Genomic DNA, 25,184 nt, shown 5'->3' with positions numbered 1-25,184 from the left:
AGCATTTTGTTTCCAGTCTACGACGTCCCTTGAGAGTGCTGCGCTTCTATGTCAGGAAAGAGTTATTCCCCCCGTCCTGAATCCGCCAGCCGGAATAAACTCGCAATTCTCGACTCGGCCTCGCAGCTGCTGAACGAAATCAGCGTCGAGCTGACGTCCATCCTTGATCTCGACAAGCTGCTGCAGAAGGTGGCGCAGATGACCCTCCGGTTCATCGACTATGATTTTTTCGCGATTCTGCTCATCGATGAAGACTCCGAGCATTTCATTTGGAAGACCTCCGTCGGGTTCAGTGAAGAGTCCTACCGGACTTTCCAGCGTCTGAGCATCCACAAGGGTCTGGTCGGCAGGGCGGTGCGCACGGGCCGGCCGGTCGTGGTAAACAATGTCGAGCAGGATCGCGATTATATACCTGTCCAGACCGTGAGCGGCAGGAGGCCGAAGGCTGAGCTGGTGTTGCCCCTCATTATCAAGGATCGGACCATCGGTGTGCTGGTTCTGGGAAGCGCGCTCAGGGGTTTCTTCCGGCAGCACCATCTGGGGGCGCTGACACCGCTGGCGGCACAAATAGCCGTGGCCATCGAAAATGCCAGCCTCTATGAAGAAAAATCACGCGATGCCCTGGCCAAGCGGGTGATCAGTGAGATCGCCAAGGAGATGACATCCATACTCGAATTGGATGAACTCCTGAACCGGATTGCCACGCTCATGCGGCGCGTGATCGAGTATGAAATCCTCGGCATCTTTCTATACGATGCCGAGCGTCAATGCCTGGAGTTGAAAGTCGCCATCGGTTACGCCGAAGAAACGGTGTCACGATTTCAGAGCCTCCCGATCGGTGTGGGACTGCTCGGGCACGCGGTGCGCGAGCGCCAGACCCTGGTGTCGACCGATTTGCCGAACGACGGGCGCGCGATCAGCGTCAGGGCCTCCGCAGGCTGCTGGACGCAATCGGAGGTAGCCATCCCCCTGATCTCGCGGCACCGGCTCCTGGGGGGCCTGGTGGTCGAGAGCTGCAACCCGAAATACTTCAAGCCGGAACGGCTGGAGATTCTGGAGATGCTGGCCCGGCAGATGGCGGTCAGCATCGACAATGCTCAGCTGTTTCAGCAGGTCCTGGCCAAGGAACAGAAGCTCGAGACGGATTTCGCCCTCGCCCGGGACCTGCAACGCAGTATGATTCCCAGCACAGCGCCGCAGCTGAAAGGATATGAGATCGCGACGGTCTACAAGCCCGCGGAGAGCCTGGGAGGTGACTACTACGACTTCCTCTGGATGGACGGTGATCACATCGTATTGACAATCGGCGATGTCTCGGGCAAGGGTGTCGCGGCGGCCATAACCATGGCAGCCACACGCAGCGCCTTACGCTTCGCCGCCCGGCTGAACTCTTCTCCCTCCCGGACGCTGTACCATGTCAACAGGCGCCTGTTTCGCGATGTCAAGAAACGGACCTACGTCACCTTGTTTTACGCCGTTCTGGAAGTGAAAGCCGGGCTGTGTCGATGGTCCAACGCGGGCCATTTCCCGCCCCTCCTCCTGCGTGCCGACGGATCCAGCCAGGAGTTGTCCGCAGGAGGCACGCCGCTAGGGATGTTTGACCGGTCGCGTTACGCCGCGGGACGAACCCAGTTGCGCCCCGGCGATCTGATCCTTTTTTATACCGACGGCGTGACGGAAGCCCTCAATGAATCGGGGGAAGAGTTCGGCCGCGACCGTTTGGCAGCCGCTCTGCGCAGAAAATCGCACCAGACGGCGAGAGAAATCCTCAGAACGCTGTCCGGCGAACTCAACAAGTTCACTCGTGGCATGGAGCAGCATGACGATATGACAGCATTCATTCTCAAGGTCGGAGAGGATCTTTGACGCGTCGCCGGGTCTGGATCGGAATCGGGCTGGTGGTCCTGCTCGCGGCCGCAGCGGGATCCTGGCTGAACTATCGAACCACCCGGTTCGACGAAATCATCGGCCAGGCAGCTGCACAGAACGACGTTGATTTCTATCTGGTCAAGGCGATCGTTTATGAAGAGAGCTGGTTCCGCCCCGAAATTCAAGGCGCTTCAGGTGAATTGGGTCTGATGCAGGTGACCATGAGGGCGGCAACAGACTTTACCGCGCACAACGGATTCCCTCCGATAAATGACGAGATGAGGCTCCTGGAGCCGAGGCTGAATGTCGAGATCGGCTGTTGGTATCTGAGGCAGTCGCTGGATCTGTACAAACTCTCACCCGACCCCGTCCTGTTTGCGCTGCTTCGCTATAACGCCGGAGAGGCACGGGCGGACAACTGGTTGCGGCTTGCGGTCTCCAAACCGGTGCCTGCTGGCGCTTCCCCGGAAAATTACTACCTTTCGCTGGTAGATTTTCCCATAACCCGCAACTATGTACGCCGCATCCTGCAGCGTTCGCGGAGCCGCAATTACTGGTTCTAAGCAGAAACTGGCCGCAACGGATCGTTCGAAATCACAACCCGTTGCGGCCAATAGTTCTTTGGCAAGCAGGTCGGCCCACCAAACCGTCCGCAGGCTTGCTTACTTCTTGTCGTAAATCTGCTTTCGTACCCTCTCAGTGCCGCCCATCGAACTTGTCGTGGCTACGGTCAAGGTCTTTCCATCAGCCGACACGGAGTATTCGTACTTGATCGGAGACGGGGTACCATCGCGTCCAGTCTGCGAGCCGGAAATGACTAGAACATCGCCGTTCCATGTCGCCGTGTACTTCATGTCGCCGCGGCCGGTGTTGACGGTGTTCTCTTTGCCGTCCAGGACGTACTTTGTTTCCACAGGGTTCTGTCCCATCATTCGGCTGGTGGTCATTTCAGTAGCAGTCATTTTGATGGTCAATTCGGCGCCGCCCCCGCCGCCGCCCCCGCGGCCGCCGCCGCCACCCCCGCCGCCGCCGCCCGCAGGAGCCGGATTAGCCGCTGCAGTCTTCTCAGCATTCGGCACCCAGGTGCCGCTGAAATCAGGCGCGGCCAACACGACCGCAACCAGGCAAAGCCCAATAGCAAGTAGCAATAACGCTTTCTTCATGGTTTCTCCTTTTGTGATCATTGATGGACCTAAGAGCCTGATCGAGCACGTTTTTCGGGTCCGATTGGACTCCTGCCGGCACGCATGCGCCGGACACTGTCAGGTCCGATGGGACTTAACATTCCGGCATAGCCGTGCCGCACGGCTCTCACGGATACAAATTTACCCCAACCGCCGGATTAATAACGCACCTTAAAATACGCAGGCGGCCAAGCGATATTTCATGGTTTCTCACTTGCAGGCAGTGCCCGGAAGATTTCCTCTGCGATCCGATCCGCCGCCTGGGCCGGATCCGGAGCCTGCAGTATCGGCCTCCCCACAACGAGATAATCGGCTCCAGCCCGTATGGCGTCGGCAGGAGTAGCCGTGCGTGCCTGATCCTGCGACTGCGCGCCCCCGGGCCTGATGCCGGGAATTACGAGTTTTATTGTACCACCGAATCTGCGACGGAGAATTGGAAGTTCAAGCGGCGAAGCTACCAGCCCGGGAATACCTGCCTGTGCGGCCAGGTCTGCGAGCCGTTCCACCCAAGTCGGGAGCGCCTCGTGAATCCCGATGCTGCGCGCGTCCTCGGGCGCGAGGCTGGTGAGAGCGGTAACAGCCAACAGGAGCGGAGGTTCGGATGAACTCTGGGCGGCTTCGCGCGCAGCCTCGAGCATCTTTTTACCCCCGACCGCATGCAGGGTGAGCATCTGAACTCCAAGGCGACAGGCGGAGCGCACAGCGGCGGCGACCGTGTTTGGAATGTCATGAAGCTTCAGGTCCAGAAAAACCCTGTTCCCGCGCTCAACGATCTCTTTGACAAAAGCCGGGCCCTCGCTAACAAAAATCTCCAACCCCAGCTTGAAATATCCTACGTGACCCGATAAGCGGTCGACGACGGCAAGCGCCGTGGCGCGATCCGGGACGTCGAGGGCCACGATCAGGTGCGACCGGGCTTCCTTCATACCTGCATGCTCCCAATGATCTCGTTGATATCCTTGATGTTATGCGACCGGCAGTATGCCTCGATCCCTGACGCGATCTGCTGGGATGCAGCGGGATTGTAGAAGTTCGCCGTCCCCACCTGAATGGCCCGTGCGCCGGCGATGAGGAACTCGAGCGCATCTTCGGCACTGGCGATACCTCCGATGCCGATCACGGGGATTTTCACCTCGCGGGCCGCCTGCCAGACCATGCGTAAGGCTATGGGCTTGATCGCAGGGCCGGAAAGCCCGCCGGTGACAAAGCGCAATCGCGGCCGCCGTTCTTCAACGTCCACTGCCATCCCCACGAGCGTGTTGATGGCGGAAATGGCATCCGCCCCGGCGTCTTCACAGGCCCGGGCAAAAACCTGGATGTCAGTGACGTTGGGCGAGAGTTTAACCCATAGCGGGATTCTGGGTGAAGCCTTCTTCGCCTTCGCTGTTACCTTGTAAGTGTCGCGCGGGTCCTTGTTGAAGTGAAAGCCCCCGTGCTTCACGTTCGGGCAGGAAATGTTGAGTTCAAGCGCCGCAATGCCGGGGACGTCGTTGAGGAACCGGGTGACCTCGAGATAGTCCTCCAGGCTGAATCCCACGACGTTCACGACGACGTTGGTGTGGAACTTCCGAAGGGCAGGGAGTTTTTTTTCGACGAATTCGGCCGCGCCGATATTCTGCCAGCCGATGGCGTTGAGCATGCCTGATGCGGTTTCGTAGATGCGAGGCGGCGGGTTGCCTTCGATTGGCTTCATCGAAATGCCCTTGACTACGATCCCTCCGATTGAGTTGAGGTCCATGAGGTGGGCAAACTCGATGCCGTAAGCGAAGGTCCCGCTGGCGGTCATCACGGGATTCTTGAACCGGACCCCGCCGATGGTTACCTCCATCCTCGATTGCTTGCCTGATTTCTGCTTGATGGGCGAGGCGTTTTCTTTCTTCATGCATCCTCTGTGTCGTCAGGTGGCCAAATCCGAAGTCCGCAGTCCAAAATCCGAAATCGTCAGAGTGGCGGGGACTCCCAATCGATCATGCGGCTGTCGATCACCGGGCCTTCCATGCACACGCGGATATAATGAGCTTCACCGCGGTCGCTGCTGGCTCGAACCACACAGCCCATGCATGCGCCCAGAGAGCAGCCCATGCGCGCTTCCAGGCTGACCTCGCAGGGCACCAAATGGCGCTGTGCCAGCGCGTGCACCGCCCGCATCATGGCCCATGGGCCGCAGGCGTACAGCCTCGGGCCCTTCTTGGAATGCTCCTTGAGAAACCGGGTAAGCGGCGCGGTTACCAGTCCCCGCTCGCCCAGCGAGCCATCCTCGGTAGCGTACTGGATTTCGATCCCCAGGCGCTCGAAGTACTCACTCAAGACCAGCTCCTCTGCCGTGCGGGCGCCATAAAAGAGGACCGGAGAGACTTCGAGCGCAATCAGCTCACGCGCGAGAAGGTACAGCGCGGCAATTCCCACACCACCGGCAACCAGGCAGGCGAAGCGGACCTCCTTGCTCATTTCCTTCGAGAGCTGGAACGGGCGTCCCTGCGGTCCCAGAGTATGCAGTTCCTGCCCCGGCCGCACCTGGACCAGCCTATGCGTGCCGGCCCCGACATCCTTGACGAGGATTTCCAGACCTGCGGGATTTCCGGTGCGGGCGTGCGGGTGAATGGCAAAGATGCTGAAGGGACGGCGGAGGAGGGGATTATCATCTACCTCCTCGCTGCATTTCACCATCAGAAATTGCCCCGGGTGCACCAGGCGGGCTTGTTCGGGGGAACTCAGCGTCAGCAGATAGTTCGCCGCTCCCAGGTTCCTCACTTCTTTTACTCTGACTCTTCTATCCAGCATCCTGATTCAACCTCAGCGGTGCCCAGAATATTACCGCAGAGATTGCAGAGACCGCAGAGAAAACAAGAGTATTGTTCCTAGCCCGAATTATTCGCGAAGCGCTGGCGCCTGCGGCGCGGCAAAAGCTCCCGCACGCCGACCAAGACCGAACGGTCAGCGTTTGTCAGCGTTTTTCCGCGTCCAAAAATTTCTTTTGATCGTATATTCATGAATAATCCGGGCCAGCGAGTTGTTTTGCTGCCGCTTTCCCGCTGTGCTACTATCTCGCCGCTATAGGGGTGTGCCATTGAATTCGAGATCAACAATCTGATGGCGGTCCTCTGTCTTCTCTTTGGAGATGCCGGGCTGAAACCCGGCAGGCCCGCCGGTTAGCCTATGCACCTAATCCTTCGCCATGGCAGGGTCGTCGACCCATCGCAGAACCTGGACAAGGTCGCGGATCTCGGCGTTGAAGACGGCCGCATAGTTGAGATCACCACGCGCATTTCAAAGAAGGGGCGCAGGGAAATCGATGCCCGCGGCCTAATTGTGGCACCGGGTTTCATCGACATGCACGTACACTTGCGCGAACCAGGAAGGGAAGACGCCGAGACGATCGAATCCGGCACCCAAGCCGCGGCGCGGGGAGGCTTCACCGCCGTTGCCTGCATGCCCAACACCGAGCCGGTGAACGACTCAGAGGCCGTGACCACCCGCATTCTCGAGCGGGCGCGGGAAGTCTCCAAGGTCGCGGTCTATCCTGTCGGCGCGATCACCAGAGGGAGCCGGGGTGAAGTCCTGGCCGAGATCGACCGGATGGTCCAGGCGGGCATCGTCGCCATCAGCGATGATGGCCACCCGGTCCAGAACAGCCAGGTTATGCGGCAAGCCATGGAGTCGGCACGCCTGTTCGATATCCCCGTCATCGATCACTGCGAAGATAAGGACCTTGCCGCCGGCGGTTGTATGAATGAAGGTCATTATTCGACGCTGCTGGGCCTGCGGGGGATCAACCCGGCAGCCGAGGAGGTCCAGGTGGCGCGGGACGCCATCCTGGCTCGCGTGACGGGAGCGAGGCTGCACATTGCCCACATCTCCACCAGGCACGCACTCGAGATCGTAAAGTGCGCCAAAGAGGAAGGCATTTCAATCACCTGCGAAGTCACTCCCCACCATCTCCTGCTCACCGAAGAGCTCATTACCTCCTGCGGTACCAACGCCAAGATGAATCCACCTTTGCGCACGCCGCTCGACGTCACAGCGCTGGTCGAGGGCCTGTCCTCGGGTGCCATCGACGCGATCGCAACCGACCACGCACCGCACCCTGTCAAGGACAAGGCGCTCGAGTTCGACCGCGCCCCGTTCGGCGTGGTTGGACTCGAAACTGCGGTAAGCCTGATCATGGATCGACTGGTTCGTCCCGGGTTGATGAGCCTTGGCCAGATGGTGAAGGCGTTCTCGCTCCATCCCGCGCGCATCCTGAAGCTCGAGCGGGGGACGCTGGCCAAAGGCGTGCAAGCCGACATCACCGTTATCGATCCCGACTTGCCGCGCGAGGTGCGCAGCGCGGAATTTTCATCACGCAGCCGCAACACCCCTTTCGAGGGCTGGAGGCTGCGCGGCGGCCCGGTCATGACGATCGTCAACGGGAAAGTCGTCTGGAGACGCTAACGGATTTCGGACTGTCAGCCGCGAATCGGAGATGAGGAGGCCGAGAGGCACATCCCCCACCAGGGCTCATTTTTTCTGAGCCCCCGCTCCCGTTTTTGGCCTTGAGTCGGAGGTCGGAGGCGGTTCCTGCTGGGGGACTTCCTGGATGATTTCGTCTTTCTTGCCGTAGCCCTTCTTGCGGGCATAGCGCTCGATCGCCTCGTCGTCAATGCGCAGCGACTCGATCGTGCGCATGCGTTCCTCGTTGGACTTCCGGAGCAGCTCGACGCGTGCGCGGTGGGTTTCCAGCTCGGCCTGCGTCCTCTTCATCTCGAGATAGCCACCCGGACCGAGGTAACTGAACAGCCCGACGAGCAGGACGACCAGAATGCAGATGATGTAAAAGGCTTCCTTGGCGTGCGAAACTCTCTTCCTGGAACGGCCCATGGGTTATCAGGTCGAAGGCGTTGGTTGACTTCCAGCTGACGTGAGCATGATACTGAGCAAGAGCTGCCGCTTGCAACGGTTTTGTTCTGGAAATTAAGTTTATGAATGCCATTCTCGTGCTGACCACCGTGGACAATCCCGAACTTGCACACCGCATCGCCACGGCGCTGGTTGAGGCCGGCGAAGCCGCATGCGTGAGCATTGTTCCGGGAATCCGTTCGATCTATCGATGGGAGGGGAAGATCCGCAACGAAGGCGAGCTGCTGCTGATCATCAAGTCCGTGGCCGGGCGATACGAAGACGTGCGCTCCCGCATCCGCCAGCTCCATTCTTATCGGGTTCCCGAAGTGATCGCGCTGACGCTTACCTCAGGTGATCACGAATACCTGCACTGGCTGGGGGCACAGGTAGGAATGACAGACGATTGACGCTCGCGCGATTTGGGATTTTCATTCCTCGATCGTTACTTCTACCGATGCTTCCACTGCGGGGAGCGTTTCTCGAGGAAAGCTTTGATCCCCTCGATCGGGTCATCCAGATCCATCAGCTCGTTGAGGTAGAGCGACTCCGCGTCGCGCAAGTTGCTTTCCAACTCACGCACGCGCACGCCTCGCGCTGCTCGCAACGCCATCTCCATCACCGCAATCGACGAGCTTCGGAAGCTGCTCAGCAGCTCTTCGAGCGCGGTATCGAGGGCATCCTCGGGCACCGCCCGATGGATCAGCCCAATGCGTTCGGCTTCCTGGGCATCCACCGGATTCCCGGTGAGTATCATCTGCAGAGTACGCTGCATCCCGATGCGGTGCGGCAGGAGCAATGGGGCGAGCGAGGGCATGATTCCTACCTTGATCTCCGGTTGGCCGAAAGTTGCCTGGAGAGAGGCGAGCACAAAGTCGCAACAGGCCGCCAACTCGTTTCCGGCGCCCAGAGCCACACCCCTTACGATGGCGATCGTTGGTCTTGGATAGGTACTAAGAGTGCGCACGATGCCATGATACTGGTCAAGCAATAGAAACACTGCTTCCCTGGTCTGGTCCCCCATATCGAGCCCGGCGCTGAAAGCGGCGCAATCGGAATCGATGATCAGAACACGACCGGGAGGCGAGTCGCCTACCGATTCCAGCAGCTCCTGGATTCGCTGCAGCAGTTCCAGGCTCAGGAAATTCAGCGGCGCGCGGCGCAGGGTCAGTCGGGTCAGATCGCCGACAGTATTCAGGGATGCAAGTTCGGATCCGCTCATGAGCCAAATACTCTAACACATTTCCTGAAATATCCAGCGCTCCCGATAAACTACCCCGATGAGAGTGCGAAGCCTGACAAGAGACGGGCAATTGGCTTCAGGGAATCAGGAGCCGGAAATTGGGGGTCAGGAGAAAAAATTGCCTTCAGGCAGAGCATCTAAAGGACTTTTCAGGCCCTCTCGGATGCCCCCGTTTTGATTCCTGGCTCCTGCCTCCTGCAGGTTGCCGGAGGTCTGATGTCGGAAACCGCGGCCCATCTGCGCAAAAGCCTGGCATTGCTGGAATGGATAGATGCCTCCCGCGCGGAGGCGGATGTGACGCTGGGCGCTGCCGATCTGGGTTCCTGGAGGGAGCTTGCGCCCAGTTGGCAAAGGAATGGCGGCAGGATCCGGCTTCAAATGCGACGGCCGGAGCGGAGCCTGATGTTCTGGGTCTCGTCAGTTCATTTGGCCCCCTGGGGCGCGAAAATAAAAATCTGGAATCACCGCAGGCCGTCAGCAGAGATTCGTGTCATCTGGGGGGACCGCTCAGCCCTGACGAAGCCGGACGACTGCGATCTGCTCAAGGCCGCACGCAATTGGATCCGGTTGAGACTGCCGGGGTGCAGGATTGTAACGGAGGGCCAGAGGCCGGATCGGGCGCACACTCTTTCCGGCAGCTACCTGCGACTGAGGCTGCGGCACGGAGAAGTGGATCATCTTCTTCTTGCCTGCGCCGAAGGTTGTGACCCGGAGCGGGCGCATGCCATCCTGACCCAGGCCTTGCTTTGGCTGGCATATTTGCACGCAAGAGCCAAGCTGAGTGGGACGCCTGCGGTCCATTTGCTGGTCCCCGACGGGCACGCCTCAGTTTTATGTCACCGGTCCCGGTTCATTAACCCGGAGCGGGCACGAATTGAGGTTTGGGAATATCAACAAGGAGGGTCACTTCAATGGGAGGCGCGGCAACCCACTCCACCGGCGGCGCTGGTCGAGGACCGCGATTTCCGCTGGCCCGTCCTCGGTCCTTTCCGATGGAGTCCTGTGCTTGCTCGTGTCATTGATCTTGCTCCGGAGGCGATCCAGCGCTACCCGAGATTCCAGGATTATGACTCGTTGCGCCTCCTAGGGCTGGAATTCGCGCGGGTACTGGGCCCCGAGCGGGACCGCATCTGTTACGGGGTCGGCTCGCAGCAGACGGAGCTGACCGAGGAAAACTTCGAAGATCTCCGGGGCCTCGTCGACGAGATCCTTTATTATCGCCGGGCGGACAGCCCGGCGACGGATCACCCGTATTACCGGATGCAGGCGGAACGCTGGCTGGAATGCCTGTTGCTCAACAATGTCTCCCATCTCTTTCCAGAGTTGATGCCCAACTCCGTCTACCCACAGATTCCCGTATACCTGGGCAAGATACCGGGTCGAGTCGACATCCTCGGAGCGGATCAACAAGGAAACCTCGTGGTCATGGAACTCAAGGTGAGCGAGGATCCCGACATGCCGCTTCAGTCTCTAGACTACTGGGGGCGGGTGATCGTACACAATCTGGCAGGTGATTTTGAGAAGCGAGGCTACTTTGCGGGACTGCGCTTGAGCCGCGCGCGCCCCAAGATCTATCTTGTCTCGCCAATATTCACCTTCCACGATTCACTCGAGCGGGTGCTGCGCTGCCTGGACGCAAACGTCGAGGTATCCAAGATCGCTATCAATGAGGACTGGCGTTGCGGCGTGAAGATCCTGCGGCGCTTCAGCTGCAGGTGCGGGGAGATTGCCTGAGATCGGCAAAACAAGGGTTTCTGTGGCTACTGCTTTCCGTTCTTATCAGCCTCGTCTTGGCCGCTTTTCATCGCAGACTTGAAGTTCTTGATTCCCTCACCGAGTCCTTTGCCAAGCTGCGGTATCTTGTTCACACCGAAGATCAGAATCACGATAACGAGAATTACCAGCAATTCCGGCATTCCCAAAGAGCCAAACATACGCACCTCCAAATTCTGTGATGCCAAAGATACTTTAACAGGGATGGGAAGCCAGTCAACTCTATTCTCGATCTGCAATTCAGACAGTGCGGGCAAACAGCCGCCACGAATGATGCGAAGAACACGAATGGGGCCTGAGCAAGCGCATTCGTCCCCTGCGCCACGGCGGGTGCGATGCGCATGCTCTGTATTTCTCCGGCTTGTTCGTCCCTGGTGGGCAAGAATCGCAAATGATTTGCGATCTCTGCTAGAGAAGGATGCGCTCGCTTCCTTGCCGCCTCGTGAAGTGCTCGCGATCCAGGTATTCAAGCAAAGGAATGGCGTGTTTGCGCGTGAGGTCGAACAATTCCTTAAACTCCGCGACACCGAACCTGGCGCCGGCGGGATAACGGCCACGAATCCTGTCCTTCATTTCCTGGATGGTCGCCTGGCGGTAGGCAAGATCCTCGGAAATGCGTACCAGGATTTTTTCCTTCAGCATCCAGAAGCAAATCTTGCGGACCTCGGACGGATCGGCGGGTACCAGGCCGGTAATTTCTTGCAACGAGGGAGGCTGCCAGCCCGCCTGCTGCAGGACACGCTCAATCATCTCCTTGATCTTAAGACCGGACGGAGTGAGCTGTACTTCCCGGCCGTGCAGGGCGACCATGTCCTCCTGGATGGACACCTGGTGCTCCTCCGACAGCTTCTCAAGGCAAAACCTGAACAGCTCCTGTGGCAAACCATCGTAAGCCCTTTTGCGCAGCTCTTCCCGAGAGATCCCCCGCAGCAGCGGATTTTCATCGTGAAAGCGCGCGACCAGAGCCACGGTGGTTTTTTCCAGGACTTCAATTGCAGCAGGAAGAACCAGTATCGGAAGGGGGCCCGGCACAACCACCACTTTCCCCGCGGCAGCCGCCGCCGCACACAGGCTCCTCAACTCATCTTCTTGAAAACCGAGGGCTGCATTTACTTCCCGGAAATTCATCACCTGCCGGGGGTGCATTGCAACCAGCCCGGGTAGCTTCTGAACCATGTCGGTACCTTCGAGGTCCTTCAGGAGAAAGAGCGCCTTCCGGTCCGTTACCTTGTGCTTGACGGCATGAGGGTGCAATACACGGCCGCCGCCGATCGTTGTGGCGGGAGAAAACTGGCGGATGATAAAAGCGTCCCCGTGCAGGCAAAATGCTGTTGTGTCGAGCCGTAGCTGTGCCAAAGCCGACCTCGCAGGTTCCAGGGTGGCTTGCCCAATCAGTGCCACGCGGGCAAGGACTTCGGAGGTGGCGTGATGAAAGCGGACCTTGGCGAAATTCTTCAGCGGACGGGACGTGGGCAGCAAATCGAGCCTGACGTCGAGAAGCTGCGTGGCGTGAAAGTGATGGGGCACTGTCAGTGACATGCCGCGCTTGACCTGCGACAGGTCGATCCCCTGCAGATTCACTGCCGTGCGCTGGCCCGCCACTGCCAGGTCCGTCGCCTGGCCATGAACCTGGATGCCGCGAACCTTCGCGATGAGCCCACCAGGGACCAACTCGACTTCCGCGTCTCTGCGAAGACGCCCGGACGCCATGGTTCCAGTGACCACCGTGCCAAAGCCGCGCATGACGAAGGCCCGATCGACCGGCAGTCGCAACAGGCGATCGTAGGATCGCTCCGGCGTTGAGAACGCGATGGTGTGCAATGCCTTCTTCAGCAGGTCCAATCCTTCACCGGTCTTTGAGCTGACCGGGATGACATCCGCGCGCTCGAGGAATGAGCCCCGCACCGTCTCGGAGATTTCCTCATGTACCAGTTCGACAAGTTCCGGTTCGACGAGGTCGATCTTCGTGATGACAACAATTCCCGTGTGGATCCCGAGCAAACGGCAAATGTCAAAATGTTCCCTGGTCTGAGGCATGATCGACTCGTCCGCGGCTACCACCAGCAGGACGCAGTCAATCCCACCGACGCCCGCCAGCATGTTTTTGACGAATCTCTCATGCCCGGGAACATCGACAAATCCAACCTGGAGGCCTTCGAGCTCGAGGTGGCCGAAGCCCAGGTCGATAGTAATGCCGCGGAGCTGTTCCTCTTTCAGCCTGTCGGGGTCCACGCCGGTGAGAGCTTTCACCAATGCACTCTTGCCGTGGTCGATGTGCCCGGCAGTTCCGACGATCATGTGGCGCATATGCATCACCGGGATGTGCGAAACGCCGGGGCCTCAGGACGCTGGGGCACCGGGGCTTTGAAACTCGTCTTGCTGGTGTCCCGGCATCCTGGCGCTTTGGCGGTTCGAAATGCCTTGACTGAAAAATCTGTCATAAGTACGCTTAATAGATTTGCCGGTTCAGGGTGTCTGCGGGTGCTCTTGCCTGCAAGAAAGAGATAATATTAATGTAATGGAGCCCGGTTCACCAGTCGAAACCCGCTGTCTGCCCAGGTTGTGTGATGTTAGAGAATCTGTCGAACAAGCTCCAAAAAATCCTTAAAGACCTTCGTGGCCAGGGCCGCGTTTCGGAACGTCACATCGACGAAACGGGCCGGGAGATCAGGAATGCTCTCCTCGATGCCGATGTCCACTTCAAGATCGCCAAGGATTTTGTTCAACGAGTGAAAGAACGCGCCCTGGGCCAGGAGGTGCTGGAGTCCCTGACCCCTGGGCAGCAGGTTGTGAAAGTCGTACGGGATGAGCTCATCGAGCTTCTCGGGGGTACTCAGGCTGAACTCCAGTTCTCCAAACAGCCCCCGACCGTCTACCTCTTGGTAGGGCTGCAGGGCTCGGGCAAAACCACCACGGCTGCCAAACTGGGGCTGTGGTTGTCCCGGAACAACCACACGCCGTTGCTGTTCTCCGTGGATGTGTACCGGCCTGCGGCAGTTGAGCAGCTTCGTGTCCTGTGCGCGGACAACCAGCTGGGCTATTTTGACGCGACGGGCAATGATGATCCTATTGCACGCACCGAGCAGGGAATGCGCCACGCGCGCAACGCGGGCTACGATGTAGTCCTGATCGACACGGCCGGGCGGCTCCATATCGATGACGAGATGATGGCCGAACTGGACCGGATCAAGAAAGTCACCCAGCCGGCCGAGATCCTGCTGGTGGCCGATGCTATGACCGGCCAGGACGCCGTCCGGAGTGCGAAGGAGTTTCACGACCGCATGGGCCTCACCGGGGTATTGCTCACCAAACTGGACGGTGATGCGCGGGGGGGCGCGGCACTCTCGATCAAGACTGTCACGGGGCAGCCGATCAAGTTTGTCGGGACGGGGGAAAAAGTGGATGCCCTGGAGCCATTCTACCCGGACCGCCTTGCCGGTCGCATCCTGGGCATGGGAGACGTGCTTTCGCTCATCGAAAAAGCGGAAAAGGTCGTAGACGAGCAGGAAGCCGTCGAAATGGCCGAGAAGCTGCGCAAGGAGGAGTTCACCCTCGACGACTTTCGCGATCAGCTCCGCCAGATCCGCAAACTCGGCTCGCTGGAGCAGATCATGGGGATGCTCCCCAACATCGGACCCATGCGCGGGATCAATCAGATGAAGGTCGATGAAAAGGAGCTGGTACATATCGAGGCCATCATCAGCTCGATGACGCCCAGGGAGCGTGAGGCTCACCATATCCTCAATGGCAGCCGCAAGAAGCGGATTTCGCGCGGGAGCGGCCGCCCGGTGCAGGAAATCAATCAGTTGTTGAAGCAATACCTGGAAGCCCGGAAGATGATGAAAAGCCTGAGCCGCGGCATCATCCCTCGTATGTTCAAGGGGATGCGTTTCCCAGGTTAATGGAGGCAATACCGATTGCATCCAAACGGGTTATATGCCAGAATTGAAATCGTTTAATGGTGTTCCGATACACTATGGGAGGAGTTTTGTTAAGGATACGATTGACTCGAATGGGTGCGAAGAAGAAGCCGTTTTACCGTGTTGTGGTTACTGAGCGACGACAGGCTCGCGACGGAAGTTTCGTGGAGATCGTGGGACATTACAATCCCGTGGCAAACCCGCCATCTGTTGAATTGAACATGGATAGGGTTCGTCACTGGATCGAACGTGGCGCGCAACCTTCCGAGACGGTGCGCTCTCTGATCAAAAAGGCTCCGGCACAGGTGCCTGCCAGTGGAGGCTAGCCGTTGTCATCGCCAGTATCCCGGATAGCTCACGAACACAATATGTGCGAAATGCGGTTTCGTAGTGGAGGCGGCCATGAAAGTTCTAGTAGAAATGATAGCGAAAGCGCTCGTGGACAATCCAGAACAGGTGGTGGTGACGGAGGTTGAGGGGGAACAAACCACGGTATTGGAGCTTCGCGTGGCCCCATCCGATCTTGGCAAAGTCATCGGGAAGCAGGGGCGCACCGCGCGATGCATCCGAACCCTTTTGGGCGCGGCCGGGATGAAGCTCCGCAAACGGTTCGTCCTGGAAATACTGGAGTAGTGGATCCCGCCGCCCGACCTTCCCATATCGCAATTGCCCGAATCGTAAGGCCCCGGAGTAACCGGGGCGAAGTTCTAGTTGAACTGCACACGGATTTCCCTGCACGCTTCAGCCTTCTGAACCGAGTCTGGGTGGAATTCCCGGACGGCCGAAGGGAGTGTCTCGAACTCGAACGTTGCTGGGAGCATCAGGGCAGGCAGGTGCTGAAGTTCGGCTCGATCGATTCGATCGCCGATGCTGAGCAATTGACAGGCGCATGGATTGAAATCGAAGCGGATCAAGTTGTTCCGCTTCCCGAAGGTACTTTTTGGGATCATGAACTGATCGGATGCTCGGTGCGCAATCGGGGCGGGGAGCTTTTAGGCGTGGTCACCGACGTGATGCGCATTGCGGGAAATCATCAGCTTGTCGTTCGAGGCGAGCACGGGGAGTTCCTGGTTCCCGTGGTTGCCGCAATCTGTAAGGAGATTTCCATTGCACGCAAGGAGATCCTGGTAGAACTACCGGAAGGTTTGATGGATCTGAACCCATGAAAATGGCCGCATTCCCGTTTTCCATCTTTCCATTCCGGGCAAGGCTGCCGGTTGTGCCGGAAGATCGGAATGTCCCCGTTTTCACCACTTTTCGGCGGGAATCAGGCGATGAGATTTGATATCATCACAATTTTTCCGGAGCTGTTCCACGGTGTTCTGGCGTGCGGGATCCTGCGGCGCGCTCGGCATTCCGGGGTCCTCGATGCCCGGATCGTGGATCTGCGCGAGTTCACCTCCGACAAGCATCGGACTGTGGATGATCGTCCTTATGGGGGCGGCGAAGGCATGGTTCTCATGCCCGGACCCCTGTTCGATGCTGTCGAGTTTTGCCGCGGGCAGAAAGGCAAGACAGAGTCCCAGGTAGTCCTCCTTTCACCCCAAGGCAGACCCTGGTCGCAGGAAATGGCCCTCCAATTCGCGACAATTCCGCATGCAATCCTCATTTGCGGCCGATATGAGGGGGTAGACCAGAGGGTTGTGGACAGCCTTGTGGACAGGGAAGTCTCGGTTGGAGATTATATCCTGACGGGCGGCGAGATCCCCGCAATGGTAATTCTCGATTCGGTGGTCCGACTCCTGCCCGGGGCGCTGGGAAACAAGGAATCCGCTTTGAATGAGAGTTTTTGCACCGGATTCCTGGATTACCCACAATATACGCGCCCAGCCGTATTCCGCGGGATGTCCGTGCCCGAGGTCCTGCTCTCTGGCGATCATGCCAGAATCGACCGATGGCGCAAAGAACGGGCATTGGAAAAAACTCGGGAGTGCCGACCAGAGATGGTCAAGAATCAAATCCCTAGGAGTGTGTTATGAATTTGCTGCAAGCGGTCGATAATTCTCAGTTGAGGACCGATATTCCCAGGCTCCGTTCTGGTGACACAGTGCGCGTTCACGTCAAGATCAAGGAAGGGGACAAATACCGGATCCAGCTCTTTGAAGGCGTGGTGCTGTGCATCAAACGGCATGGAATATCTTCCACTTTTACGGTTCGGAAGGTCTCTTCCGGCTATGGAGTCGAGCGCATTTTCCCGCTCCACTCTCCCGTCATCGAAAAGGTGGAGGTGGTAAAGCAGGGGAAAGTGCGTCGCGCGCGGTTGTACTATCTCCGTGGGCGCCGTGGCAAAGCTGCCCGGCTGAAGGATGTCGGAAAAACAGAACGCCAGACACCAGGCGTTCCGAGTGAGGAGTAAGGCCCAGCCTCCATGTGGAGCTACGATTACTTCGAGAAGACTCTGCGGCAGACCGGCTTTCGAATCATTGCGGGAGTCGATGAGGTAGGCCGTGGGGCGCTGGCCGGCCCGGTTTGGGCCGCGGCGGTCGTGTTTGACGGGGCGGGGGATTATGGCTCAATACGCGATTCCAAAGTCTTGAGCGCGCGAAAGCGGCGGCTGCTGGCGGAACGGATTCATACGGAGGCGCTGGGCGTGGGCTTCGGTTGGGTTTCCGAATCCGAGATCGATCGGATCAACATTCTGCAGGCCACCTATAAGGCCATGCATCAAGCCGTCGCCCAACTGCCTGTGGTGCCCGACGTGGTGCTCGTGGACGGTTTCGTACTCCCAGGACTCGAGTTGCCCTGCATCGGTATTGTCGGGGGCGACTCCCGTTCTTACTCCATAGCCGCCGCATCCATCGTGGCCAAGGTGAGGCGCGATGCTGTTATGACCTCTCTGGCGTCGGAGTACCCGCATTACGGCTTCGACCGTAACATGGGTTATGGCACCGAGTTTCATCGGCGCGCGATTGCCAGCCACGGACCTTCTCCCTATCATCGACAAACTTTTCGAAGCGTCCGACCCGTGGGAGCGAATGATGGCCAGTGACAGTAAAGCCAAAGTCCTGCGTGACGGGGAACGGTATGTCCAGCAGGGCAAGATTTCTCTCGCGATCAGCGAGTACCTCAAGATCGCCAAGGAAGAACCTGAAGACGTCCTGACCCTCAACACCCTCGGCGACCTGTACCTCCGACAGGGGAAGGTGAGTGATGCAAATCGCCTGTTCCTCCGCGTGGCGGACAATTACGCCCGCAACAATTTCCTGCTGAAAGCGATCGCGGTCTACAAGAAGATCCTCAACATCGACCCGAAAAACATGGAAGTGAACTTGCTGCTCGCTTCCCTGTGTGCACGCCAGGGGATGAACGTCGAAGCCCGGAGCCAGTACATGTACATCGGCGATATGTGCGCCCGGGAAGGAAAGACGAGTGAGTCCCTGGAAGCCTACGAGAAGGTGGTCGAAATCGACCCCATGAACGCTCCGATGCAGCTGAAGCTGGCGGAGAGTTACCTGGCGAAGGACGGCAAGGAAAAGGCACAGCTGCTATTCGTGGGCGCTGCGCGTGCCCTGATGAAAACCGGCGACATTGTGGGCGCAATGGCGTCGTTCCGGCGTGCTCTTGCGATCAACTTGACCAGTTCCGAGGCGTTGAAGGGCTTTCTCGAGTCTGCATTGCAGGCGAACGACCTCCAAGGAGCGCTGGATCAGGTCAAGGAATCAATCAGCAGTGTTCCCGACGATCCCGCAATACAGGAACTGCTGGGTCGAGCCTATCTGGCTTCAGGTGACCTCGAGCATGCCGAGCCGTGTTTCCGGGCGGCGATCCGTACCGACGACTCCCGCTACGGCAACTTCCTGGTTTTAAGCAAGCTGTTTCTGGAAGCAGGTGATCCGGATCGAGCTTTAGGCTGCCTGGATCAGATCGCCCCTGTCCTCATCTGCCGCCGAGAGACAGCAAGACTCGCGGAGGCCTATGACCTGATCCTGGCGGACCATCCCGCCCACCTGGCAACCCTGAAGAAGCTGGCCGACATACTCACCGGCACCAACGAGGATGTGCGTCAAGTCGCCGTGCTGGAGAAGATGACGCAGCTCTATCAAAATTCGGGCAGCCCGGCTGAAGCCCTGGAAACGGTTGCAAAAATCCTGGAGATTCATCCGGAAAGCGAGACGCACCTAGCCCAGCATCGCCAGCTCTTCGAGCAGGCTTTCCCCGGGGCTTCTTATAAAAAGCCACGAGGCGTGATGGAAGCCCAGCGCAAATTTGCCTCCAGCCTGGACGCTTCCGCGGGTATTGCCGCCGTCGGTCTGGCCGGCGACGACAACACCGGTTCCGCTGTCATCGAAGTCGACCTTCTTCTCAACTATGGGATGAAGGACAAAGCCCTCCAGCTTCTGCGCACCCTGGAAGCCAAAAGACCCACGGATAAGGAAGTGAAGCTCCGGCTATTGTCACTCTATGGCGAATCCGGCGAGCATCGTCGGGCGGCCGAACAGTGCGTCTTGTTATCCGTTCTACACCGCAAGTCGGGCGATTTAGTAGCAGCTCAGAAGTCATGGGACGAAGCCGGCAAGCTCGCTCCGGATTGGGCAAATGCCGACCTGGATGTGACCGCTTTTGCTCGAGAGCGTGGCATCAACCTGGAAGCCGCAAAGGGGGCAGCCCCGGTTAAGGAGACCGGCGGGAGCCAGGAAGTCGACCTGTCGGGCGACTTGTCCGAGATTTTCTTTAAAGATGCGCAAGGTGATGGGCAAGGGGTGCCGGGTCGGGTAGAGAATCAACCCGGGGGCCCACCCGATGCCATCGCCGAAGAGTTCCCGCAGGAGATTCCTCAATCACCTGCGCCGGAGTCGATTGAAGAGCAGATGCAGGAGGTCGACTTTTACATCCGCCTGGGATTTCAGGACGAGGCTCGTGCGAAACTCGACGAGATCGCGTTGGCCTTCCCGGGCCACCCGGAACTGGCACCACGTTACACCCAGCTTGGTCTCGCACCCACCGAGGCTGCGAATGTGATCGCACTGGCACCACCCGAGCCGAGTCTCTCCGCACACCCGACAACGGCTTCGGAACCTGGACGTCCGGCACATGCCCCCTTGGTTCCCGCAGGCGTCAAAGCAGTTGCATCACCCTCCTCCACTCGCAGCGACCTGTCAGAGAGTGACCTGCAGATTGCGACCGGCCGCTTCGGCGAAAATCAGTGGTTTGAGCCGGCCAGCAAAGAGGCCTTCGAGATGCCTGCGAGGGTGGAAGCGTTTGCCGTGCCCCCTGTGGCCGAATCAACCCACGTGCCTCCGGCCATGAGCCGGTCCACCGCTGAAGTTCCAGACAACTCCATGTTTGCCGACCTGATCGCTGAAGTGAACTCCCTGACCGATCAGGAGATCGCTCTGGAGGATTTCGAGACCCACTTCAATCTCGGCACCGCGTTTCACGAAATGGGACTGATCGAAGATGCAATCAAGGAATTCCAAACCTCGGTGAAAGCACTGAACCCCTCGAAATCGCCCAAGGAGACTATCCAGTGCTGCGGGATGCTGAGCACCTGCTTCCTGGAAAAGGGTATGCCTCGCTCAGCCATCCGCTGGTGCCAGACCGGATTGAATATCAAGGAGATTTCTTCACACGAAGCGACCGCCCTCCGGTATGATATGGGCGTTGCCCATGCTATGGCGGGTGATCCCGAGCGGGCATTGGAGTGCTTTGGCACGATTTTCGGCGTCGATCCAAGCTATCGCGACGTAGCCCAAAGGATCGATGACCTCAAGAGCGGGCTCGAACGGCATGCCCCTTAGGAATTCTCTTGGGTTTCCGAATCCCGGTCTCGAAAACGGAGGCAGGCCACGTTCTGTCTCCCTACTGGAGAGAATTTACGACTCCCTTCTGGCAGCCTATCAGGTTGTTCACAAGCTGGTGCCGGTCGTTTATTGGCTGGTAGTCGGCGGCGTTCTGATTCTCCTTCCCTGGACGGATTTCTGGCATAATAATTATCTTCTCTATCGATTCCCGGGCTTGCGTCCGTTTATGCTTAATCCCTTCCTGAAGGGGGCCATCCTGGGTCTGGGAGTCGTGGATGTGCTCATAGGACTGCAGGAAATTGTGCGCTTCCGAAAAGGTTCCGGGGCCTTTGTCCCGCGTTAGGCGGCCGGTCTTCTGTTACATCACGGACCGCCATCAACTGCCTGTCGCTTCCTTTCCCGCCCTGATCTCAAACATGAGACGCGTCCTGTCGTGGGGGGTCGACTTCATTCAATTGAGAGAAAAAGACCTCCCCGACCGCGAACTTCTTAAACTGACAAAGAATGCGGTGGCGCTGGCCTGCGGCACCCAATGCCGGATTCTGGTCAATGGCAGACCGGATGTTGCCCTTGCGGGGGGCGCCCATGGCGTCCACCTTCCGTCGGCAGGAATCAGAGCTTCCGACCTAAGGCCGCATCTTCCCATAGGTTTTGTTCTGGGGGTCTCAACTCACTCGTTGCGCGAGGCCCGGCGCGCTGCAGTCGATGGTGCTGATTACATCCTGTTGGGTCCGATCTTCCGCACGGCATCCAAGATCGGTTATGGTAATCCACTGGGACTGAACCACTTCAGCCGGATTTGTTCCGCTCTCTCCATACCGGTTTTCGGACTGGGAGGCATAGGGCCCGACCGCATAGGCCGCGTTCTCAAGGCTGGCGCTTCTGGCATCGCAGGCATCAGCCTATTCCAGCAAAACCTGCATCTCCTCTCTCGCAGCAGCAATAATTGGCGAACACAGCGCCTGAGCGAGCGCAATGAACCAACATGGACCCGATGACAAGATTTGGGCTCTTCGTACCCCTGGCCATCAGATTCTTGCCCAAGAGACAAGAATGTAAGCCGTCTCTACAATCTCAGCGAACTGTTCCGAAAATTGACTCTGCCGGGCGCGGTCGGGCCGCCCGCGCCCACCTCATGTCTCCCAACATCGCCCCTATTTTCATGCATCCTAGGGTGCGCCCCGGCGCATGAGCGGCTGCTCCGAAAACAGCTCTCCTGATGAACATCGTGATCGTGGTCGTGATCGGCTTTTTTTGATACCCATAAACTGCCTATCACGATCACGACCACGATCACGAGCCATGACCGAAGAGGTATGGCGGTAAATTGCCATTTTCATGCGTGGCAGGGTGCGCCCCGGCGCATGAGGAACTACGTTGATAATTTCTGGATGCGGCCATGCGCTTCGCAGCTGTTTTGTGATTGTCTTCGCGTTATACTCGGTTGGGGGGCAAGTGCGGCTGTGCTGTTTGACGCTGTACTGCTCTAATATTTGCGCATTCAACCGACTTCATATTGAGCGCATTCAGCTTGTTTCGGCAGGCAAGGGGCATGGATCCTACCTCTGAGCTTGTGCGACGATGCATAGATGGCGATCCCGCTGCATTCGAGCGGCTAGTGCGGGACCATATGAACACCGTACTGGGTCTGGCATACAACTATGTCGGCAACTTCTCGACTGCTGAGGATATTGCCCAGGAGACGTTTGTTCAGGCGTTTCAATCCCTTGCCAGCCTGCGTGATGGAGCGCGATTCAAAGTGTGGCTCTTGAAGATCGCCCGCAACAAGTGCATTGACACCATCCGGCGCAATCCGCACTGGGTCTCGCTGGACCAGAACAGGGGACTGCAAAAGGAGGTTTTCCAGAAGCCGGTTTCTACCCGTGATGAGCTGGTGGTTGAGTTTACAGAGGATGACTTGTTCGTGGCCCTGGGATCGCTCAGGCAGGACTATCGCGAGATCTTCGTCATGAAACATATCGACAATCTCTCTTATAAGGAGATCTCCCATGTGCTCGGTATGACCGTTTCCGCAGTGGGCGAGAAGCTCTACCGGGTGCGCTCAATGATTCGCGCGAAGCTTGAAGACATGAAACTCGGGAGCGATCTATCATGACCTGCTCAAAATATCCTCCCATGCTGTCTCGACTCCTGGATCGAGAACTCTCCTCCTCGGAGACTGCCGAGGTTGAGGACCATCTGTCCCAGTGCGAGAATTGCCGGGCGCTACTGGAACATTGGCAGCTTCAAGGCACTCATTTGCGCAGCCACCTGGGCCGCCATGTATTGGGCGATGGTTTTGTCAGGAAAGTCCTGCCCGCAAATCCCTTGCAGGAGAGGGGGACCGGCAAGGCAATACCACGAGCGCGGGGAGGGTATGGTCTGGTTCGATGGCTTCCAGCGGCAGCGGTCATTCTGGCGGCGATGGTTGTTCTGAGCCAGTTCTTTTCAAGCAGGGATGGCGTTGGATATGCCAAGGTCATAGATCCGGGTGAGCTGGAAGTGCTGCAATCGGCTGCGTGGGTGCGCGCCACTGCAGGCGAACTCCTGCATCCAGGTGACTGGTTGCGCAATCCGATGGGAGGCGCTCCCGAAATCTTGTGGCGCGACTCCTGCCGCCTGACCCTGGACGCGGGGACGTTGGCGCATTTCCCCGACAACGGCCTACAATCCCGTGACCAGGTAGTTCTGATGAGTGGAGCTCTCCTGTCCGAGATCCAGACCGGAGCGCAGGATTTTCAGGTGCGCACACCCGCAGGTTCGGTGACCTCATCCGCCGGCCGCTTCACCGTCAGAGTGACCCAACTGTCCGTGCCACAGCTGGAGGTGGCGGCTGACCGTTCGGAGATTCTGACCGGGACGGTCGTCTCTATCGGTGAAGTCAGCGTCCAGGACGGGAAGGTGAGGATTGAAGCGGCGCAGGGAACCCGGGAAGTCCCGGCGGGCGAGACTGCAGTTTTCTCCGAGACTCCGCCTGCCCCCAACTCGGCGCTCCCCAAGGCCGTGGAAGCATCTCTCAGAGTTGTCGCCGGCGCTTCTGGGAGGGGCGCACTCTCATCGTCTCTTACTGCGGATGCGGAAGGGCTGTGCCTGGAGGTCGAGGCAGCCAACATCAGTCTCAAGAAGTTGCTCGAATGGTCGACTGCTGCCGAAGTCCGTGGCGGCGAAGATACCAACGTGGCCGGCAGCCTGCGATTCCTTGCAAACTCGCGCCCGCAATCTGTGGCATCCTCGGTTGGGACTGCGCTTGGCTTGCCCATTTCCTTCCGGCAGGAGAAGGCCTTCCATGCCATGACTGCGGGGCCGTCGAACCCGACGCCGACACCAGACTGGATCAAGGGGAGTTTCAGCTTTGAGAGGTCTCAGAACGGACTTATCTCCTTCGACTTCCGCGCCATGCCGGCCGGTCGAGCTTTTCAAATTCTGCGCTCGGCCGTGACCGATCTACCCGGGCTTGCTGCCGAGGCCGAAGGGCTGCCGATCACCCTGCATGCTTCGGCGCTGAACCCGGCGGAGGCGACGGCTTGGATCGGCAAGGCGCTCGGTCTGCAGATCAAGAAGGAGGATCACCAGGTCGGGATCATCGAGATCGGGAGCCCGGCGATTGGCGCGCCAGAAGCTCACGCCCCTTCAACCCGGAATGAGCCGCAGGACTCCACACTGCAAGCCTCCCCGGTCAGCACCGGAGCGGCTGCAGAATTTCATCCCGGTGCTGCCGAACTGTCCCCGTCAGCGGCAGTGCCGCGATCCCTGGCAAACACTGCAGCTACATTCGTGCCACCGGCCCCGCCCCCGGTCGTGCGGCATCTCTGGAGCGTTCTTGGCGGCAGTATGTCCGCCGCGGGCTCCTACAACCGCGCTCCCCTGAGTGGGGACACGTCGGTGATTAAAGGCAAAATCTCCCTCAAAACCCGCGAGCTCTTCGGCATCGCTGAACTGATCGCCCCGCCACGGCCTTCTCTGCATCTGATCTGGCCGGTGCTCGGGCTCGAAGGCTCCTACGCGGCAGAAGCGGCGTATCTGGTAACCAACCACATGGGATTGCCCGCACACACCCTGTGGAGTGGCTACAATTGTGAAGGGCAGCTGATCGCGCAAATCGCCATTTTGGTGAATGGCTCCTCGACTCTCTCGGTGTTGCCATCGAGAGATCTACCCGCCTGCCTCGGTCCAGGCGGTCACTGGGAAACACTCAGCAACCTCTACCTGGTCGGATCTCGCGAAAGCGAACAGGACCCTGGAACTATGCTTGGGCTCCCCATGGAATCGGAGCGGGTAATTGGTGACCGTTCTTTCCCGTTGGCATGGTTCAACCAGCTCGGAGTCAGCCTGTGGCTTGCCAACCCCGCCGGAGAAGATGCCTGCGTCGAACTGGCCCTCATGTCGGGCAAAAGAGTCTTTTCCACGGAACGAGTGACCATTCCAGCGCATGGCGGGATGCTCTGGACCGATGTCCCCTCCGGAAACGCTCCCGGCCTGACGGTCGCAGTGCGCGTTTCGCAGGGATCGGTGGCGACTGGACTGAAGTAAGAACGAATAATTCTTATCGCCCGGACTCAGGCGAGAATACTGATGCGCG

25 protein-coding genes are annotated in these 25,184 nt (G+C 58.7%); 17 read left to right on the top strand and 8 right to left on the bottom strand.

Translation table 11 applies throughout. The features are described from left to right. Positions 1-48 precede the first annotated feature (48 nt). Both LAP85_02235 and LAP85_02230 read left to right on the top strand, forming a co-directional pair. Complete coding sequence (locus LAP85_02235; protein ID MBZ5495194.1) at positions 49-1,866, top strand: SpoIIE family protein phosphatase; 1,818 nt, start codon at positions 49-51, stop codon at positions 1,864-1,866. Beyond that, the gene (locus LAP85_02230; GenBank protein MBZ5495193.1) at positions 1,863-2,432 is read left to right on the top strand and encodes a transglycosylase SLT domain-containing protein; all 570 of its coding nucleotides are present in this window, start codon (positions 1,863-1,865) and stop codon (positions 2,430-2,432) included. The genes LAP85_02235 and LAP85_02230 overlap by 4 nt, the downstream gene beginning before the upstream one ends. A 99-nt stretch (positions 2,433-2,531) precedes the next feature. Here the strand turns inward: LAP85_02230 and LAP85_02225 are convergent, their stop codons facing one another. From LAP85_02225 to LAP85_02210, 4 genes are all read right to left on the bottom strand, one after another. Next, positions 2,532-3,032 (bottom strand): hypothetical protein, encoded by a 501-nt coding sequence (locus LAP85_02225; protein ID MBZ5495192.1) that lies wholly within the window; start codon positions 3,030-3,032, stop codon positions 2,532-2,534. 221 nt (positions 3,033-3,253) lie between these two features. Further along, positions 3,254-3,979 (bottom strand): orotidine-5'-phosphate decarboxylase, encoded by a 726-nt coding sequence (pyrF, locus tag LAP85_02220; GenBank protein MBZ5495191.1) that lies wholly within the window; start codon positions 3,977-3,979, stop codon positions 3,254-3,256. Beyond that, positions 3,976-4,935, bottom strand: a complete 960-nt coding sequence (locus LAP85_02215; protein MBZ5495190.1) for a dihydroorotate dehydrogenase — start codon at positions 4,933-4,935, stop codon at positions 3,976-3,978. Before LAP85_02215 ends, pyrF begins: the two co-directional genes overlap by 4 nt. Positions 4,936-4,994: 59 nt before the next feature. Continuing rightward, positions 4,995-5,834, bottom strand: coding sequence for a dihydroorotate dehydrogenase electron transfer subunit (locus tag LAP85_02210; protein MBZ5495189.1), 840 nt, complete (start codon positions 5,832-5,834; stop codon positions 4,995-4,997). Positions 5,835-6,209: 375 nt separating this feature from the next. Here LAP85_02210 and LAP85_02205 point away from each other — a divergent pair, with 375 nt between their 5' ends. After that, a complete protein-coding gene (locus tag LAP85_02205; protein MBZ5495188.1) occupies positions 6,210-7,484 on the top strand; it encodes a dihydroorotase in 1,275 nt (424 codons plus the stop codon). A gap of 66 nt (positions 7,485-7,550) precedes the next feature. Here LAP85_02205 and LAP85_02200 read toward each other — a convergent pair whose 3' ends face one another. Continuing rightward, the gene (locus LAP85_02200) at positions 7,551-7,910 is read right to left on the bottom strand and encodes a septum formation initiator family protein (protein ID MBZ5495187.1); all 360 of its coding nucleotides are present in this window, start codon (positions 7,908-7,910) and stop codon (positions 7,551-7,553) included. 101 nt (positions 7,911-8,011) lie between these two features. Between LAP85_02200 and LAP85_02195 the strand changes: the two genes are divergently transcribed. Next, positions 8,012-8,338 carry a divalent-cation tolerance protein CutA gene (locus tag LAP85_02195; GenBank protein MBZ5495186.1) on the top strand — a complete coding sequence of 109 codons (327 nt, stop codon included), beginning with the start codon at positions 8,012-8,014 and terminating at the stop codon, positions 8,336-8,338. A gap of 41 nt (positions 8,339-8,379) precedes the next feature. Here LAP85_02195 and LAP85_02190 read toward each other — a convergent pair whose 3' ends face one another. Continuing rightward, the gene (locus LAP85_02190; GenBank protein ID MBZ5495185.1) at positions 8,380-9,150 is read right to left on the bottom strand and encodes an enoyl-CoA hydratase/isomerase family protein; all 771 of its coding nucleotides are present in this window, start codon (positions 9,148-9,150) and stop codon (positions 8,380-8,382) included. Positions 9,151-9,387: 237 nt separating this feature from the next. Here LAP85_02190 and LAP85_02185 point away from each other — a divergent pair, with 237 nt between their 5' ends. Beyond that, positions 9,388-10,905 carry a hypothetical protein gene (locus LAP85_02185; GenBank protein MBZ5495184.1) on the top strand — a complete coding sequence of 506 codons (1,518 nt, stop codon included), beginning with the start codon at positions 9,388-9,390 and terminating at the stop codon, positions 10,903-10,905. A gap of 26 nt (positions 10,906-10,931) precedes the next feature. Here LAP85_02185 and tatA read toward each other — a convergent pair whose 3' ends face one another. After that, positions 10,932-11,105: a twin-arginine translocase TatA/TatE family subunit gene (tatA, locus tag LAP85_02180; protein ID MBZ5495183.1), complete on the bottom strand. Its 174-nt coding sequence runs from the start codon at positions 11,103-11,105 to the stop codon at positions 10,932-10,934. A 247-nt stretch (positions 11,106-11,352) separates the two neighbouring features. Next, a complete protein-coding gene (gene selB, locus LAP85_02175) occupies positions 11,353-13,251 on the bottom strand; it encodes a selenocysteine-specific translation elongation factor (protein ID MBZ5495182.1) in 1,899 nt (632 codons plus the stop codon). Between the two features lie 260 nt (positions 13,252-13,511). Between selB and ffh the strand changes: the two genes are divergently transcribed. The 12 genes from ffh (at position 13,512) to LAP85_02115 (ending at position 25,135) form a co-directional block, all read left to right on the top strand. Continuing rightward, complete coding sequence (gene ffh / locus LAP85_02170; GenBank protein MBZ5495181.1) at positions 13,512-14,846, top strand: signal recognition particle protein; 1,335 nt, start codon at positions 13,512-13,514, stop codon at positions 14,844-14,846. Positions 14,847-14,920: 74 nt separating this feature from the next. Further along, on the top strand, positions 14,921-15,190 hold the full coding sequence (gene rpsP / locus LAP85_02165; GenBank protein MBZ5495180.1) for a 30S ribosomal protein S16: 270 nt from the start codon (positions 14,921-14,923) through the stop codon (positions 15,188-15,190). Positions 15,191-15,266: 76 nt separating this feature from the next. Then, a complete protein-coding gene (locus tag LAP85_02160) occupies positions 15,267-15,497 on the top strand; it encodes a KH domain-containing protein (GenBank protein ID MBZ5495179.1) in 231 nt (76 codons plus the stop codon). Beyond that, on the top strand, positions 15,497-16,030 hold the full coding sequence (gene rimM, locus LAP85_02155) for a ribosome maturation factor RimM (protein MBZ5495178.1): 534 nt from the start codon (positions 15,497-15,499) through the stop codon (positions 16,028-16,030). The genes LAP85_02160 and rimM overlap by 1 nt, the downstream gene beginning before the upstream one ends. A 108-nt stretch (positions 16,031-16,138) precedes the next feature. Then, positions 16,139-16,843, top strand: coding sequence for a tRNA (guanosine(37)-N1)-methyltransferase TrmD (gene trmD / locus LAP85_02150; protein MBZ5495177.1), 705 nt, complete (start codon positions 16,139-16,141; stop codon positions 16,841-16,843). Further along, a complete protein-coding gene (rplS, locus tag LAP85_02145) occupies positions 16,840-17,220 on the top strand; it encodes a 50S ribosomal protein L19 (protein ID MBZ5495176.1) in 381 nt (126 codons plus the stop codon). Before trmD ends, rplS begins: the two co-directional genes overlap by 4 nt. Positions 17,221-17,232: 12 nt before the next feature. Next, positions 17,233-17,853, top strand: a complete 621-nt coding sequence (locus tag LAP85_02140; GenBank protein ID MBZ5495175.1) for a ribonuclease HII — start codon at positions 17,233-17,235, stop codon at positions 17,851-17,853. Then, complete coding sequence (locus tag LAP85_02135) at positions 17,840-20,602, top strand: tetratricopeptide repeat protein (protein ID MBZ5495174.1); 2,763 nt, start codon at positions 17,840-17,842, stop codon at positions 20,600-20,602. Before LAP85_02140 ends, LAP85_02135 begins: the two co-directional genes overlap by 14 nt. Beyond that, entirely contained in the window at positions 20,592-20,948 is a 357-nt protein-coding gene (locus LAP85_02130; GenBank protein MBZ5495173.1) for a hypothetical protein, read from the top strand. The genes LAP85_02135 and LAP85_02130 overlap by 11 nt, the downstream gene beginning before the upstream one ends. Beyond that, positions 20,935-21,603 (top strand): thiamine phosphate synthase, encoded by a 669-nt coding sequence (locus tag LAP85_02125; GenBank protein ID MBZ5495172.1) that lies wholly within the window; start codon positions 20,935-20,937, stop codon positions 21,601-21,603. The genes LAP85_02130 and LAP85_02125 overlap by 14 nt, the downstream gene beginning before the upstream one ends. Before the next feature lie 632 nt (positions 21,604-22,235). Next, positions 22,236-22,721, top strand: coding sequence for an RNA polymerase sigma factor (locus LAP85_02120; GenBank protein MBZ5495171.1), 486 nt, complete (start codon positions 22,236-22,238; stop codon positions 22,719-22,721). Beyond that, positions 22,718-25,135 (top strand): zf-HC2 domain-containing protein, encoded by a 2,418-nt coding sequence (locus LAP85_02115; protein MBZ5495170.1) that lies wholly within the window; start codon positions 22,718-22,720, stop codon positions 25,133-25,135. The genes LAP85_02120 and LAP85_02115 overlap by 4 nt, the downstream gene beginning before the upstream one ends. Positions 25,136-25,184 lie beyond the last annotated feature (49 nt).

Source organism: Terriglobia bacterium, from assembly GCA_020072565.1.
In the GTDB taxonomy this organism is placed as follows: Bacteria; Acidobacteriota; UBA6911; order UBA6911; family UBA6911; genus JAFNAG01.
This window is presented reverse-complemented; position numbering and strand designations above follow the sequence as displayed.

Coding starts and splice junctions, on each gene's coding strand:
- LAP85_02120 (MBZ5495171.1), top strand. CDS start 22,236: ATGAACACCGTACTGGGTCTGGCATACAACTATGTCGGCAACTTCTCG.
- LAP85_02185 (MBZ5495184.1), top strand. CDS start 9,388: ATGTCGGAAACCGCGGCCCATCTGCGCAAAAGCCTGGCATTGCTGGAA.
- LAP85_02130 (MBZ5495173.1), top strand. CDS start 20,592: ATGCCCCTTAGGAATTCTCTTGGGTTTCCGAATCCCGGTCTCGAAAAC.
- LAP85_02195 (MBZ5495186.1), top strand. CDS start 8,012: ATGAATGCCATTCTCGTGCTGACCACCGTGGACAATCCCGAACTTGCA.
- LAP85_02210 (MBZ5495189.1), bottom strand. CDS start 5,834: ATGCTGGATAGAAGAGTCAGAGTAAAAGAAGTGAGGAACCTGGGAGCG.
- rpsP (MBZ5495180.1), top strand. CDS start 14,921: ATGGGAGGAGTTTTGTTAAGGATACGATTGACTCGAATGGGTGCGAAG.
- LAP85_02235 (MBZ5495194.1), top strand. CDS start 49: ATGTCAGGAAAGAGTTATTCCCCCCGTCCTGAATCCGCCAGCCGGAAT.
- ffh (MBZ5495181.1), top strand. CDS start 13,512: ATGTTAGAGAATCTGTCGAACAAGCTCCAAAAAATCCTTAAAGACCTT.
- trmD (MBZ5495177.1), top strand. CDS start 16,139: ATGAGATTTGATATCATCACAATTTTTCCGGAGCTGTTCCACGGTGTT.
- LAP85_02225 (MBZ5495192.1), bottom strand. CDS start 3,032: ATGAAGAAAGCGTTATTGCTACTTGCTATTGGGCTTTGCCTGGTTGCG.
- LAP85_02190 (MBZ5495185.1), bottom strand. CDS start 9,150: ATGAGCGGATCCGAACTTGCATCCCTGAATACTGTCGGCGATCTGACC.
- selB (MBZ5495182.1), bottom strand. CDS start 13,251: ATGCGCCACATGATCGTCGGAACTGCCGGGCACATCGACCACGGCAAG.
- LAP85_02135 (MBZ5495174.1), top strand. CDS start 17,840: ATGATGGCCAGTGACAGTAAAGCCAAAGTCCTGCGTGACGGGGAACGG.
- LAP85_02215 (MBZ5495190.1), bottom strand. CDS start 4,935: ATGAAGAAAGAAAACGCCTCGCCCATCAAGCAGAAATCAGGCAAGCAA.
- LAP85_02115 (MBZ5495170.1), top strand. CDS start 22,718: ATGACCTGCTCAAAATATCCTCCCATGCTGTCTCGACTCCTGGATCGA.
- LAP85_02205 (MBZ5495188.1), top strand. CDS start 6,210: ATGCACCTAATCCTTCGCCATGGCAGGGTCGTCGACCCATCGCAGAAC.
- rplS (MBZ5495176.1), top strand. CDS start 16,840: ATGAATTTGCTGCAAGCGGTCGATAATTCTCAGTTGAGGACCGATATT.
- tatA (MBZ5495183.1), bottom strand. CDS start 11,105: ATGTTTGGCTCTTTGGGAATGCCGGAATTGCTGGTAATTCTCGTTATC.
- pyrF (MBZ5495191.1), bottom strand. CDS start 3,979: ATGAAGGAAGCCCGGTCGCACCTGATCGTGGCCCTCGACGTCCCGGAT.
- LAP85_02160 (MBZ5495179.1), top strand. CDS start 15,267: ATGAAAGTTCTAGTAGAAATGATAGCGAAAGCGCTCGTGGACAATCCA.
- LAP85_02200 (MBZ5495187.1), bottom strand. CDS start 7,910: ATGGGCCGTTCCAGGAAGAGAGTTTCGCACGCCAAGGAAGCCTTTTAC.
- LAP85_02140 (MBZ5495175.1), top strand. CDS start 17,233: ATGTGGAGCTACGATTACTTCGAGAAGACTCTGCGGCAGACCGGCTTT.